This window comes from Kitasatospora sp. NBC_00070, assembly GCF_045041205.1.
In the GTDB taxonomy this organism is placed as follows: domain Bacteria; phylum Actinomycetota; class Actinomycetes; order Streptomycetales; family Streptomycetaceae; genus Kitasatospora.
The window spans coordinates 137,701-151,281 of sequence record NZ_CP108248.1; the positions used below are offsets into that span (position 1 = coordinate 137,701).

The 13,581-nt window shown below is 69.2% G+C and carries 11 protein-coding genes; 5 read left to right on the forward strand and 6 right to left on the reverse strand.

Annotated features, from left to right (window positions below; genetic code table 11):
• Positions 1–5 precede the first annotated feature (5 nt).
• Together OHV05_RS35665 and OHV05_RS35670 are read right to left on the reverse strand one after the other, a co-directional pair.
• Complete coding sequence (locus tag OHV05_RS35665) at positions 6–710, reverse strand: ANTAR domain-containing protein (protein ID WP_405021626.1); 705 nt, start codon at positions 708–710, stop codon at positions 6–8.
• 187 nt (positions 711–897) lie between these two features.
• Complete coding sequence (locus OHV05_RS35670; protein ID WP_331730118.1) at positions 898–1,710, reverse strand: hypothetical protein; 813 nt, start codon at positions 1,708–1,710, stop codon at positions 898–900.
• A gap of 359 nt (positions 1,711–2,069) precedes the next feature.
• Between OHV05_RS35670 and OHV05_RS35675 the strand changes: the two genes are divergently transcribed.
• From OHV05_RS35675 to OHV05_RS35685, 3 genes are all read left to right on the forward strand, one after another.
• The gene (locus OHV05_RS35675; RefSeq protein ID WP_331730120.1) at positions 2,070–4,763 is read left to right on the forward strand and encodes a Helicase associated domain protein; all 2,694 of its coding nucleotides are present in this window, start codon (positions 2,070–2,072) and stop codon (positions 4,761–4,763) included.
• Between the two features lie 833 nt (positions 4,764–5,596).
• Positions 5,597–6,436: a hypothetical protein gene (locus tag OHV05_RS35680; RefSeq protein ID WP_331730125.1), complete on the forward strand. Its 840-nt coding sequence runs from the start codon at positions 5,597–5,599 to the stop codon at positions 6,434–6,436.
• A gap of 344 nt (positions 6,437–6,780) precedes the next feature.
• Positions 6,781–7,275, forward strand: coding sequence for a hypothetical protein (locus OHV05_RS35685; protein ID WP_331730127.1), 495 nt, complete (start codon positions 6,781–6,783; stop codon positions 7,273–7,275).
• A gap of 538 nt (positions 7,276–7,813) precedes the next feature.
• Here OHV05_RS35685 and OHV05_RS35690 read toward each other — a convergent pair.
• Positions 7,814–7,999 (reverse strand): hypothetical protein, encoded by a 186-nt coding sequence (locus tag OHV05_RS35690; RefSeq protein WP_331730129.1) that lies wholly within the window; start codon positions 7,997–7,999, stop codon positions 7,814–7,816.
• 125 nt (positions 8,000–8,124) lie between these two features.
• Between OHV05_RS35690 and OHV05_RS35695 the strand changes: the two genes are divergently transcribed.
• Positions 8,125–9,501, forward strand: a complete 1,377-nt coding sequence (locus OHV05_RS35695; protein ID WP_331730131.1) for an IS1380 family transposase — start codon at positions 8,125–8,127, stop codon at positions 9,499–9,501.
• Positions 9,502–9,944: 443 nt separating this feature from the next.
• Entirely contained in the window at positions 9,945–10,727 is a 783-nt protein-coding gene (locus OHV05_RS35700) for an IS5 family transposase (RefSeq protein ID WP_331730133.1), read from the forward strand.
• On the opposite strand, the gene OHV05_RS35705 is transcribed toward OHV05_RS35700, so the two are convergent.
• The 3 genes from OHV05_RS35705 to OHV05_RS35715 all read right to left on the reverse strand — a co-directional run bounded on the left by OHV05_RS35705 (position 10,693) and on the right by OHV05_RS35715 (position 12,312).
• Positions 10,693–11,178 carry a hypothetical protein gene (locus OHV05_RS35705; RefSeq protein WP_331730135.1) on the reverse strand — a complete coding sequence of 162 codons (486 nt, stop codon included), beginning with the start codon at positions 11,176–11,178 and terminating at the stop codon, positions 10,693–10,695. The two genes, OHV05_RS35700 and OHV05_RS35705, sit on opposite strands and share 35 nt — an antisense overlap.
• 59 nt (positions 11,179–11,237) lie before the next feature.
• The gene (locus OHV05_RS35710; RefSeq protein WP_331730138.1) at positions 11,238–11,660 is read right to left on the reverse strand and encodes a hypothetical protein; all 423 of its coding nucleotides are present in this window, start codon (positions 11,658–11,660) and stop codon (positions 11,238–11,240) included.
• Between the two features lie 178 nt (positions 11,661–11,838).
• Positions 11,839–12,312 carry a hypothetical protein gene (locus OHV05_RS35715; protein ID WP_331730141.1) on the reverse strand — a complete coding sequence of 158 codons (474 nt, stop codon included), beginning with the start codon at positions 12,310–12,312 and terminating at the stop codon, positions 11,839–11,841.
• Positions 12,313–13,581: the final 1,269 nt, after the last annotated feature.

Sequence of the window (13,581 nt, forward strand, 5' to 3'; positions counted from 1 at the left end):
GGCAATCAGTCCTTGTCTGCGTGGGGAACGGGCCGGTCCCCGTCGTCGTCCAGGCGCAGCCGCCGGGCGACGATGTCTTGGGCGACCTCGGTCAGGGGGCGGCCGGTGGCGTAGGCGTGGGCGCGCAGCCTCATCATGGTCTGCGGTAGGGGCAGGCTGAGCTGGACGCTGAGCATGCCGGTGGCTTGATGGACCACCGCGCGGTGCAGGCTGTCCGTGGGCTGCAGGATCGCGGCGCCCCTCGTGTGCTGCGCGTCGCCGTGCAGGAACCGCGCGGTCAAGGTGGCGGCCAGGATCACGGCGTCATCGGCTTGTTGCTCGCTCAGCGGACCTGGGGTGCGGCGCACGGCGGTGAGCACACCCAGCGTCACAGCGCCGATTCCCAGTGGGAAGGCGAACACCGCCCGCACCGGTGACAGCGCCGACATCTCGGAGACCAGGGCGGACCATCGCTCGGGCGGGGTGACTCCCAGATCAGTGACCAGGATGATCCCACCGGTGCGGGCCGCATCGGGGCCCGGCCCTTGCCCGACGGTGAACTGCAGGTCCTCAAAGGTGCTGCTGAGATCGCCTGAGCACCACAGGACCTCGCTGACCTGGTTCCGGTCCAGGACGGACACTGCCAGACCGTCGACTCCCAAGATCACGACGCTCCCGGCCACAGCATCCATCCAGGGGTCTTTGTACAGGTCTTGCAGCAGCCCGGTCATCTGTTCACTCACCATCACCGACCACCGCGCAAACATACTGTTGAGACCGGACTGGCTCCCATGCTGCCCTCTCGCCTGATCGGCCCATGATCGCTGACCTGTAGCCTGCCCCCACCCTAGCGCCGAGGAAGCGTCGTGAGCGGCACGAAAGCTTCGCACAAGGTGGGCCCAGGCTTGTACGGAATCGTCACCGAAGCCCGGCACTCCGCAGAGTAGACCCGCGGCGGGCTTTGGTCTGCTCCCAGAGCATTGTGCGGCAGCACCGGCCGCTGGTGTCAGGACCGGCGGCGGGGCCCGCGCAGGGTAGACATGGGGGCGCGAGCGATGACGATGGTGTTGTGCTGCCGGGCTGTGTGATCTGTGCGGGCAGGAGATCCCGGGCGGGTCGGAGCTGTACGCCTTGGTGCCGGACTCCTCGGTCGTCCATGCCCACGACGCGCGGATGGACGGCCGGCGACTGGCGACGGCGTGTTCGCAGGACCATCGCAGTGAACTGGTGGAGCAGTACCGGCAGCGTCTGTTCGTTGCGGCCGAGCTGTGGGCGGGCAAGACCGCCCGGGTGATGGGCCGGCATCGCGGCGGGATCGGCGCGAAGGAGCTCGTCGCGTCCCACGGCTGGGCGGGACTGGCGCGGCTGAGGCGGGCGCAGTGTGCAGGCCTCGGCGAAGCGGGTGACCGCAGGCAGGCCACTGGCTGGGAAGGGCGGGGTGAACAGCGGCTCGCCAGGTACGGCGGCGATGCTGCGCAGGTACGCGGCGGCCAACAGGAAGGGGCGGGCCCAGGAGGGCACCGGGTGGGTCAGGCAGCCTTGCCGCAGCCGGCCCGGGTCGTGGAGGGTGATCGCGGTGGCTGCGGGGGTCAGGTCGCTCAGGTGGGCGGTGGCCAGTTGAGTGGTGGAGGCGGCGGTGAAGACCGCGGTGGCCAACTCGGCGGCCAGGTACGGGTGGGCGGTGGCCGCGTGGAGTCGGTGGGCGATCTCCTCGGCCACCGAAGCGCGCATCTGCGGCGGGTGGACGCCGCAGGCCCGGGGCGGTGGGCGCGGTGCAGCGGCAGCGCCGCTCACGGCCGTCGAGCGCGACCAGGGTCGTCAGCGCCGACAGAGGAAGCCAGCGCCCTGCGAGCGGCCGGTAGGGCGGCAGCTGGGACACGGAAGGCTCCTGCCCGCCGGGCAGCACGGCGCTGGCCTGCGCAAGGCGATAGCCGGCGGGGGCGAGCATCCGCTCCACCAGGGCCGGGACCATGCCGCAGTGGCACACCAGGGCCAGGCGCACGCCGGTGCGGGAGCGAAGATCGAGCAGGTCCTGAAGGCGGCGCCGGTCCAGCAGGCGGGCGCGCAGCACCGTCAGGTGGGTGGTGGCCATGGCGAGGATCCAGGCGGCGGCCAGTGCGGGAGAATCACTCCTCGTGGATTCCCTCCTCTCAAACCTGATGCCCCGTCACCACGCCGTCCCTTCCCGTCCCGTAAGGCTGCGTGCCCACCAGGAAGAGGCCCTGGCCGCGATCGTGCGGGGTCTGACGCCGCGGCCGGGGCAGTTGGCCCCGGGTGGTCTGCGGGTGACGGTGCAGATGGCCACGGGCACCGGGAAGAGTTACGTGGGCGCGTTCGCGGCGCAGCGGCTGGCGCCCCGCGGTGTGGTCTTGGTGGTGGTGCCGACCTTGAACCTGCTGACTCAGATGATCGGGTCGTGGCGGGTGGCGGGCCGGAGCGGGGAGATGCGGGCGGTGTGCTCGCTGGTCCAGGACGAGCTCCCTTCCGGGGTGCTGGCCTCCACCAACGGTCTGGTCGTCGGGAGCTGGATCTCCGAGGCGCGCAAGGGCCGGCGGCCCCTGACCCTGTTCGCCACCTACGCCTCGGTGAACGCCGTGGCGGAGGCCTGCTACTACTGGCCGAAAACCCAGGGTGAGGTGTTGGCGCCGCTGGACCTGATGGTCTGCGACGAGGCGCACCGCTCCTCTGGGAGCGTGGAGAAGCGCTGGACGGTGGTGCACGACCAGGCGGAGATCCCGGCCGCGCGCAGGTGCTACATGACCGCCACGCCGCGGATCTGGGCGCCGCCCGGCAAGGCCCTCAAGGCCTCCGCGGGCCGCGAGGGGGCGTACCAGCCGCTGCCGGAGGAGCTGGCGGTGTCGATGGACGACGTGCGGGTTTTCGGGCCGCAGGTGTTCTCGATGGGGCTGGCCGAGGCGGTGGAGAAGTCGCTGCTCGCCCCGTTCGAGGTGGTGGTGCTGGAGCTTCGAGATCCGCGCTCGGACCCGGGCAAGGCCGAGGTGCAGCCGGTGCCGTGGGGTGCGGGTGTGGGTGAGGCGGTGGACGGGAGTGAGGACGAGGTGCCGGCCGGGCAGCTCGCGGCGATGCAGGCGGGGCTGCTCAAGGTGGCTGCCGAGCGGGGGTTGGAGCGCACCATCACCTTCCACAACCGCACGTTGGAGGCCAGGTATTTCAGCGAGACGCTGAACCAGACGGCCGAGCGGCTTCACGGCCAGGATCCGGAGAAATACCCGGAGGAGGTCTGGGCGCAGTGGCTCTCCGGAGAGCACGGGATGGAATTCCGCGAGGAGGTCATCGGGGAGTTCGGGCTGGCCGAGGAGGACGACGGTCTGGCCTACCGGGTGATCTCCCAGTGCAAGATCCTCGGCGAAGGTGTCGATATCCCGAATGCAGATTCGGTTCTGATTCTCGGCCGTGGCAGCATGGTCGATATCGTCCAGGCCGTCGGCCGGGCCCTTCGGATCAAACCCGGCGAGAAGAAAACGGCGAGCCTTATCGTGCCCGTCTTCCTCAGGTCCGGGGAGAAGCCCGGGAACATTCTGGAGTCCGACTCGTACGGGCCGCTGGTGAAGGTGCTGACCGCGCTGCGCTCGCACGACGAACGCATGGTCGAAGCGCTGGCGGTGCCGCAGAAGAGCGGCCAGCGGACCACCGGACGCAGCGCTGAGGCGGCTTATGCTCCTGGTGAGGGGCATGGTGGCAGCGGCGTGGGTGCCGGTGGTGCGGGTGCCGGTGGTGCGGGGGCGTTCACGCTGCCGGTGCGGTTCGAGTCCGATCCCGGGGACGACGTCCTGGCGTTGTTCATCGCGTCGCGGGTTTTGAAGAGCGAGACGCAGCTGTGGCGTGAGGCGATCGGCCACGTACGGAACTGGTACAAGGAGCATGGGCACCTGGATGTGCCGTATGCGGTGCTTGTCGGGGAGATGGGGAATTACCCGTTGGGGCGGTGGTTGTCTGACCGCCGGGTGGAGAACGCGGCAGGTGAACTTGCGACGTGGAGGATGGCGCAGCTCGACGGGTTCGGCATGATCTGGTCCGTCTCCGACGCCCGGTTCGAGGCCGGCCTGTCCTGGGCGCTGGTGTGGGCGAAGGACCACGGCGGGAGCTTGGCGGCACCGGCCAGGGCCTCTGTCGGCGGGTACTCCATCGGCACCTGGCTGGCCGAGCTCCGGGCTGCGGCGCAGGTCCCGGACGGGGAGGCGGGGGCGCTGGCGGCGGGGCGGCGACGCCTGCTGGAGGAGATCGACCCGTGGTGGTGCCCGGTGTGGCCGGTCACCTGGCAGCGCGCCTACGCGGCCGCCAGGTCGTGGTGGCTGGAGTCCGACGGCCACGTCGACTGGGCGCAGCTGCCCGAGGCGACGGTGTTCGAGGGCGAACAGCTCGGCCGGTGGGTCCAAGCGCAGCGGGCCGGCCACCCCGGCCTGGAGGCCGAGCAGCAGGAACTGCTGGCGGCGATCGGCATCGACGCCGACCCCGAACTGGTCGCCGCGAAGGCCGCGGCCGAGGCGAAGCCGAAGGTGTCACAGACCGACCGGTTCCAGCAGGGCATCACGGCGCTGCGCCTGTTCGTGGAACGGGAGCAGCACGCGGGCGTGCGCCGGCCTCACAAGGAACCGCTGGAGACCATCACGACCGGGCCCGGCGGAGAGGCGTCCGTCGAGCTGGTCGAGTTCCCCCTCGGGGTCTGGCTCAACAACTCCAAAGCCCGCCGCGCCAAGCTGACGCCCGATCAACTCGCACAACTCGCCGCACACGGCATCGAGTGGGCGGTGGCAGCCGGGTAGGAATCGAACAAGAGCGCGTGGATTGAAGCGCCCTTGTTTGATTTTCAGCCGGTTGGGGCGAGGCGGCTGAAGGCCCATCGGAGGACTCTTGGTCGACGCGGGCGCGGCCGGTGCGTTGGAGGGCTGTGTGGGCGGTCAGGCGGGCCCAGTTGCGGGCATCGTGGGAGTGGAAGAACCAGCCACCGTGCTCCCCCTGCGTCGGTGGGATCCGCCCCGACGCCGAGGTCCTCCTGGACCCTGCTGGCCAGGAGCTGATGGTCGCGGTGTGCCGCACTGACCGGCGCAGCCTGGAGCGGGCCCTGCCCGCTCGGCCGGCCGGCCGGGCCAGAGGCACTCGCTGGAGTGTCGTCGGGCGGGCGGTCTCAGGGTCGGTGGCAGGTGGGTGGGGCGGTGCACGGTCCGGTCGCGTACGCGTGCCGGCTGTGCACGGCTGGGCGCAGTGGTCGGGATGTGGCTGCCACGCGGTACCGCAAGAGGCGGCAGCGGGTCTGCGCGCGGCACAGGCGGTGACTGTCGGGCGCGGGGGATGGCCACGGCCTGGAGCACCTCGGCATCGCCGGCTGCCCGGAGATCGCGGTGGCGCGGTGGCGGTGGCCGGTGATGGCCGCGCGGGCGGTGACGGTGGCGGTGGAGCCGTCGGCGGTGTTCTCGGTGGCGTGAGCGGCCCACGGGAACATGCGGGCTTTCGGTGGGGTCTGAGATGTGGTCCGGTTCTGTGCCCTTCAGGTTATTCACTGGATCCGGCCGGCTGGGGAGCCTTGAAGGAGCCCCGGGCGCGATGTGCCATGGCTGCGGTCAGGGGTTTCGATGACAGCGTGAGGGGTGATTGGCCGATGAAAGAGCAGCTCGAGGTCTACCTGGAGGTGTTCCGTCATCTCCTGGAACGTATCAAGGACGAGAGTGATCCGCGGGCGCTCTCCGCGGACGCGCGAAACGAGCTGAACACAAGATTCGCGGCGCTGGTGTTCGACGACTTCGAGGACTGGCCCGACCTCAGCCCCGAGGTCGCCAAGCGGGCGCTGGCCGAGTGGGTCCCCCAGGAAGGCGGCGAAGAGGGCCAGAGACAGCTCGCGTTGTGGGACGCGCTGCTGCGCTGGTACCAGGGGTCCGGGCCGGACCACGCCGAAGGACTGGACGCCGCCTACAGAGACCTGGGGCTGTTGGTGGACCTGTGGCAGCAAGGCGAGGCCGCCCATCCCGAGGGCATCCTGAACCCCGGCTTCGCGCTGGGCCACCCCGAGGGGACCCGGTTCTACCGGTGGGACGCGCGGCGCAAGCAGTACCTGTACGCCGCGACAGCGAACGCCCACGAGTGGCTGACCTGGGAAGACCACTTCGCCGCCGACCAACTCAAAGCCACAACTGCGGGAAGCGCCCTGCGCGGCCTGCCCAACGAGGGGACCACCGTCCCCGGCACCGAGTTCTACGCTCACCACAATGGCGGATACGTCTACAACAGTCAGCCCGACGGCACCGGCGAAGGCGGCTGGCAGCCCTACATGTACTGGCAGACCCGCTCCCGAGCCTTCATCGAGAAGGTCACCATGCGGTACCTCAAATCCCCCGAGATCCCGGACTACCTGAGGAAGGACCCGCAGCAGCTCGCCCGGCTGATCCGCGATTCCTTCGTCACGATGACCGCCGGAGAAGCAGCGCCTGGAGCACACTCATGAGCCAGCAGGACACCGGCGGCACGGACCCTATCGTCCCCGGCGCGGCCCGAATCAACGCACTCATCACCCGCGACTACACCATTACCACAGGACGAATCGTCCCGGCGGCCGCCAGTGGCAGACGTCGGCAGCGCGAGGACACGGAGGAGAAGCAGGGCACCGACCCAAGCGCGACCACCCAGGCGACGCAACGCCGGCGACGCGAGGGAACCGGCACTGCAACAACCACCGACCCGCCGACTGCCCCTGCCCCTGCCCCTGCCCCTGCCCCTGCCCCTGCCCCTGCCCCTGCCCCTGCCCCTGCCCCTGCCAGCGTTCCGGCTGCGGCCACCCAGAAACCTCACATGGAAGAAAAGAAAATCACAAAGGCCCCCACGGCGAAGTACAGAATCGTGACGGAGTCCGAGTTTGCTCTGCATTTCAGCGAGGGCGAAAAAGGAATCTTTGTCTACGCAACCGGCAGGATTGCAGGGTGGGACGATGAATCCGGAAGGTGGATTTATGTCGACCGCGATCAGGAGCCGGCGGTTATTGGGGATCCTTTTGAGTACAGGGAGCAGGACTACTATAACTTTGAGAGCGGGCTGGACGTGAGACTGGTTCCAATCGATAAAATTTCCACAATAGACGCCCATGGCAATAGCATCGGAGAAGTCGAGAGTGCAAAAATGGGGAGACTTGAGTTTGGAATGACATATGGTGAAACTATTCCACCGATCCGCGTCGAGGGATCTCGGCTGGGCGGGTACGAGTACATGCTCGTTGATGGCAGGAATCGGATCCAGGCTTCAATTAATCGAAAATTCAAGAGAATTCCAGTAACTCGGACTGACCTGTAACTTGCGCTCGCAGTCGCGCCGAACCCGCCCCAGGGCTCCTGCAAGGTCTGATTTCTATTGACCCGAAACGATAGGGTCCCGGATTCGTTGATCCGGGCGGGGGGGAAGTCCTGGTACACGCGGACACGATCTTCTGGACCTTCCAGGAGTTCTTGCGCCGCTGCAGTGGCAGCGGCTGCCTCACTCGGTCCGGCCGTTCGCCCGCACCGAGGCCGGGGAGCTGGTCAAGGCACCCTGAGCTCTTTCAAGTACCGCCCGGCAGAGTGAGGCAGTGACCGTCGTTGGTGGTCGTCCTGACCAGCGTGACCGTTTGTTCGCGGGCGCTGGTTGCCACCACGCCCCCGTCACCCGATCCGTGAGCCCATTGAAAAAGCTCCCTGGCAGCCGACCGACGCCTTGGGCCGCTACCTCATCGCCTGGCGCGGAATCCCGCTGGCCGAGTAGCCACCCGTGTCCCGTCTCCGCCGGACGTTGAGGAGGCCGCCACCCTGCGGCACTTGTACGTCGGCCCTCTCCGGGTGACAGTCGTGCCGCTCTCCTAGGTGAGGAAGAGTATCCGCAGGAGGCTCTCGGCGCTCATCGGCAGGGGCCGTACGCCCGTGATGTCGCCCTGGCCGGTGTGCTTGACGCCCTGCGCCCTGCCTCGAAGGACCCCGTACGCACCCACCAGGCTGTCGGCCAGGCCAGCCACCAGCTTGGCCTCGTCCTTGTGGACTGTCCTCACTAGCCTCGGGCTTTCATGAGGCCAGCTGTCCGACGGGTGGTCAGGAAAGCAGAAAGGGCCTCTGACCAGCGAGAATGAGGATTGTCTAGGTCCCTGTTCCCGCCCCGGTCGGAGGCACTTTCCAGGTGAGTAAGCGTACCGGGTCGTATCCGCGTGTTCGCGTCGAGGGCGGTGGCCGCGGGGTGGTCTCGCAGTCCGGCGCCGTGCTGCTGGTCGAGACCGCCCGCAAGGCAGGGTTGGACGCGGCGATATCGACGGCGCTGGTGCCGTGGCGCAAGGCTCGGGCCGTCCATGACCCGGGCAAGGTCCTGCTGGATGTCGCGCTCGCTGTGGCCCTTGGCGGGGACTGCCTGGCTGATGTCGCGATGCTGCGGGCCGAGCCCGCCGTGTTCGGCCCGGTGGCCTCCGACCCGACCGTCTCGCGCCTGGTCGACACCCTCGCCGCGGCCGGGCCCCGTGCACTGGGGGCGATCCGGCGGGCGCGGGCCGAAGTCCGCGAGCGGGCCTGGCGGTTGGCCGGCGAGGCGGCCCCGCACGTGGGCGGCGAGGTGGTCGTGGACATCGACGGTGTGCTGGTCCTCGCGCACTCCGAGAAGCAGGACGCGGCCAAGACCTGGAAGAAGACGTTCGGGCACCACCCGCTGTTCGCGTTCGTCGACCACGGCCGCGAGGGGTCCGGGGAACCGGTGGCGGGCCTGCTGAGGCCGGGGAACGCCGGCAGCAACACGGCCGCCGACCACATCGAAGCGGCCCGGACGGCACTGGCCCAGCTACCGAAGAAGTACCGGCGCGGACGCCGAACCCTGATCCGCACCGACTCCGCCGGCGGCACCCACGACTTCCTGAACTGGCTCACCACACGCGGCCGGTGGCTGTCCTACTCGGTGGGGATGACCATCACCGGCGGCATCCACCAGGCCGTGCTGAAGATCCCGGCCTCTGCCTGGACCCCCGCAGTCGAACCCGGCGGAGAGATCCGCGACGGCGCCTGGGTCGCCGAACTCGCCGGCGACGTCCTCAAAGGCTGGCCGAAGGGGATGCGGCTCATCGTCCGCAAGGAACGGCCCCACCCCGGAGCCCAGTTGCGCTTCACCGACGCCGACGGCATGCGCCTGACCTGCTTCGCCACCAACTCCACCGGCACCCCGATCGCCCGGCTGGAGCTGCGGCACCGCCAGCGGGCCCGCGCTGAGGACCGCATCCGCGCCGCCCGCGACACCGGACTGCGCAACCTGCCCCTCCACCAGGCCACCCAGAACCAGATCTGGCTGGAGATCGTCCAGCTCGCACTCGACCTGCTCGCCTGGATGCCCATGCTCGCCCTGACCGGCACCGCCCGCCGATGGGAACCCAAACGCATGCGGCTGCGGCTGTTCTCCGCCGCCGCCCAGCTCGTCACCACCGGCCGCCGCCGCTACCTCCGCCTGGCCCGCCACTGGCCCTGGACCGACACGATCACCAGTGCCTTCGAGCGCCTGCACGCCCTGCCGGACCCCGGCTGACCAGCGACATCACCCCATCCCGACGAACACCAGACAACATCCGGAACCGTGGAACCCGGCGCCCAACCGACGCGCCAGTCGGGCCCTCGGTATTTCTATAGGCAGAAGACCCAGCCCGGACAAGCAGAAACGGCCCGCCAGCCGAGCTGACGAGCCGTCATGCAAGATCGAGGCTAGCCGTTGCTATATCGAGCTTGGTGATCGTGAGTTCGATCCTGCTGACTCGGTCGGGTGATCTTCTGGTCGGCAGGCATGGAAGGGGGGCCTCCCGTACAGCTCGTGGGTATCGAGTCCAGCCGAGCAACAGGAGGCCCCTGGTGCCGCAGTTTTCCGTGTCCGTGCCGTTGCCGTCCAACTCCGCACCCCTGTCGTGTGATTGTCTCGCTCATTGGTTCGGGAATGCCGGGGATCGACCGCACAGGCGTCCGAGGTACCCCTCGGACATGAGCGACGCGGAGTGGGCGGTCGTGCGCGACGCGATGCCGGTGCCCGCCTGGCTGGAGGGCCGCGGCGGGCAGCCGGAGGGCTACTGCCACCGACAACTGGTCGACGCCGTGCGCTACCTGGTCGCGGGCGGCATCGCCTGGCGGGCGGTGCCCGCGGACTTCCCCGCGTGGGACCGCGTCTACGCCTTCTTCCGGCGCTGGCGCGACAAGGGCCTGGTCGCCGAGTTCCACGACCGGCTGCGCGACCGGGTCCGCCGGGCCGCGGGCCGCGATCCGGAGCCGACCGCCGGGATCATCGACTCCCAATCGGTGAAAGGGGCCGCGTCGGTGCCGGCTGCCAGCCGGGGGTTCGACGGCGGGAAGAAGGTGAACGGCCGCAAGAGGCACATCGTGGTGGACACCCTCGGGCTGCTGCTGGTCGTGATGGTCACCGCTGCCTGCGTCACCGACCGCGAGGCTGGCGGCACGCTGCTGGAGCGGCTGCGCGAGCGGCACTGGCGCATCACGCTGGTCTGGGCCGACGGCGGCTACACCGGACGCCTGGTCGAGCTCGCCCGCGATGTCCTGCGGATCGCGCTGACGGTGGTCAGACGTACCGACGACGCCACGGGCTTCGTGGTGCTGCCGAAAAGGTGGCTGGTGGAACGGACGTTCGCGTGGCTGATGCACTCACGCCGCCTGGCCCGCGACTACGAGACCCGCACCGACACCTCCGAGGCGATGATCCGGTGGTCGATGAGCATGGTCATGAGCCGCCGACTCGCCCGGCGGGCAGACTGAACATCCCCGGGCGTTCCTCGACCAGCCAGCCCCGCACGGCCAGGCGCTTCACCTTCGACCGCACTCCCTCCACCTTCGCCGCGACCACCTCCAGACCCAGGGCCGCCGCGAGCTGCCGACAGTCCATCGCCTCCCCGCCCCGATCGGCCAGGACCGCCACGAGCCGCTGGTAGTCCGGCGCCAACGAGTCGGGAGCGAGCCCTTCCCTCCAGACGGGAACCACCGATCCGGGCACCGCCCCGGCGACCCGCGCAGGCCGTTCACCGGCCACCCCGGCCGGCGGCACCTCCTCGCCCGCGGGAGGGTCCGCCAGGACTTCGGCCACCGTCTGACGCGCGATCACGAACCGCTCCCACGTGGCCTCCGCCTCCCGCAGCTCGGCCTGCAGAACCTCCACCCGCTGCCGAGCAGCACGCTCGCGCTCCTCCAACAGCCCCATCACCGACGGCACCCGGCACCTCCACCGAAGAGACGACACGACACCCCGTCCCTGCCACCAAGACGCCGGCACTATGCCTGACCAGCGGAAACACACCCGTCACTCTCGGAAAGACAACGCCTTCTCAGGACAAAGCGAATCCGCAGGGTGTGCGACGGCTGCTTCTGGTGGTCGGGCCAGAGCCCGCGGTCAAGCCCCGCCCCGGAGAACCAGGCGCTGACTTCCTCGTTCGGTGCCGCCTTGCGCAGGGTTCGGTCCAGAGCTTCGATGATGCACTGGACTGCCTTGTCGACAGCCGCCGGGCCGCGCCGCTGAACGTCGTCCCAGGCCCCGTCCAGAAGTTCGGGAACTGTGGGGTCGAAAACGCGCAGCCGGGCGTAGAGCTCGTCCACGACCTCCAGTCTGCCACGCTGCCAGGGCGCGAGGATCTGCTCCTCCACGACGACCAGGTCGCTCTCTTCGTCCCGGGTGGTGACCACTTCGGCGGCCACCATGCCGAGCGACGTCCGACCGGATACCAGCGCAGTGTCCGCCTGGCTGGTGGTGACGCCGGTGGGAAGGTCCAGGACGTAGTTCCGCCAGTGGCCTACGGGCTCGGCGCTGAGGTCGGGCAGCTCGGGAACCGCCTGGTGGGTGAAGTGTTCGGTGAGCTCGATGTGCAGTCGGCCGAGATCAGAGAGTTCCGCGAGCGCCGCCCGGAAGGCGGACGTGGTGGGGATGTCGATCGATCTGGCGGATGAAGGACTCCACCTGGATCGACGTCCAGTAGCTGCTCTGTGGACCTGACACTACGCGTGCGATGTCGGCGAAGACCTTCTCCAGGCCAGTGGATTGGGGCACCGCAAGGCTGCTGATCTCCGGGAGCAACGCCCTGCGGGCCAGCTCTTCCAGCGGAACGGCCCATGACATCTGCTTCTTGGTGATCTCGTCCGTGATCCGGCGGATCGGCTCAAGTGCCTGAGACGTGAGGATGTCCAGCTGCCGACCAGCCCATTCCTCCTGCACCTTGGCGACGTCCGCCAGAACGCGGTCGAGCCCGGGCGACGGACCGGAACCGAAACGACCACCACGGCCACCAGCCCACCGCGCGCACAGGGCCTGGAGGCTGGAGCGGGCGGCTGCCCACGCCCGCACACAGCGCAGCACAGCCAGGCACCACGGCACACCACGGCCAGGCACGCTACTCCAGGACACCCCCGGCCGGCAGCCCGGCACGGGACCGCTCCCGCGGGAAGCCCCAGGGGCCGGCCGCCGGTCGGCCGCCGGTCCTGCCCTTGACAGGGCAGGACCGGGTCATCCACGGACCCGACCGCCCTGCCACACCCCCGCGGTACGCCCCCGACGGCGGGACCGGGCACCACCGCGACCAGGCTGGTGGCACAACAGCGCGGCGCGGCGACACCGGCGCGGCGATAACGGCGGGCTCAGCAGCATTCCAACGACACGTGTTCCAGCGACACCGGCACCGGGATGAGGCACAGCTGGCGACCTGACGTACCACCCAGCCGTCGACCCGTTTCCGGCGTGGGTGCTTGCCCCGGCCCCCGGACAGCCGTGAAGATCACTGTCCGGTGACAAGGAGCTGGACAGCACCCCCACCGGAGTGTCCGGGTGATGGCACACACACCACGCCACCACCCGGACACCACGGCCCCCGGGCCCCCGTCCGGGGGCCGCCCCACACACCAACCGTCCACGCGTGGCACGCCGCCCCACCACAGCCGCACCCCACACCGACACCGCCCGAGAGGGCACCCACGCCAGCCAGCCACACCACTACCCTCGGACATCACGGGGAAAGCCCCCTCCCCTGGGGGTCGGGAGGCGTGGCGGTGTCCACACCTCCCGACCCCCAGAACACAGAGCGCCTCCCCCACACTGTCCACCCACCCGGAGTAACACCCCCGCCACAGAACCCCGGAACAGCCCACCCCCAGGGAACACGGCTCAGCCTCACATTCGGTCCGGGTCTGTAAAAAGAACGGCTCTGCCGCACATCCGGTGGTGACGGAGTGTCAGGTAGGCCGGGCGGGTGTCGGTGAGCGGATCGTGGCAGGTCGCCGTGCTTCGGGCCTCCGCGTGACGTCACACCCCTCACGGGGCTCTCCACCTCGGAGGACCGCACGGCTTCCGGGGCCACCAGCCCCGGCCGTACGGCCCTCGACCTGGGACCATCACCTTCAGCAACGGCAGTTACGTCTCGTTACCACCGGATGCGCGACAGAGCCGTTGATTTTGACACTCCCAGGCAGGAATCCGTGCCCCTATGTCTGCCACCAAAGGATCGGATCCGAACAGCACGAGGTGTGACGCTCATACGATAAGCCCTTGGTCTGATAAAGAACTCCATGGAGACAGACATGGCAAACAGGCCACGTAGACCGGTTGGCAGCACTGACCTGCGGCGGGGGCACA

Bases quoted from the DNA above. Each gene is read 5' to 3' on its own strand.
- OHV05_RS35665 (WP_405021626.1), bottom strand. From the start codon at position 710: ATGACCGGGCTGCTGCAAGACCTGTACAAAGACCCCTGGATGGATGCT.
- OHV05_RS35670 (WP_331730118.1), bottom strand. From the start codon at position 1,710: ATGCGCGCTTCGGTGGCCGAGGAGATCGCCCACCGACTCCACGCGGCC.
- OHV05_RS35675 (WP_331730120.1), top strand. From the start codon at position 2,070: ATGGCGAGGATCCAGGCGGCGGCCAGTGCGGGAGAATCACTCCTCGTG.
- OHV05_RS35680 (WP_331730125.1), top strand. From the start codon at position 5,597: ATGAAAGAGCAGCTCGAGGTCTACCTGGAGGTGTTCCGTCATCTCCTG.
- OHV05_RS35685 (WP_331730127.1), top strand. From the start codon at position 6,781: ATGGAAGAAAAGAAAATCACAAAGGCCCCCACGGCGAAGTACAGAATC.
- OHV05_RS35700 (WP_331730133.1), top strand. From the start codon at position 9,945: ATGAGCGACGCGGAGTGGGCGGTCGTGCGCGACGCGATGCCGGTGCCC.
- OHV05_RS35710 (WP_331730138.1), bottom strand. From the start codon at position 11,660: ATGGTGGCCGCCGAAGTGGTCACCACCCGGGACGAAGAGAGCGACCTG.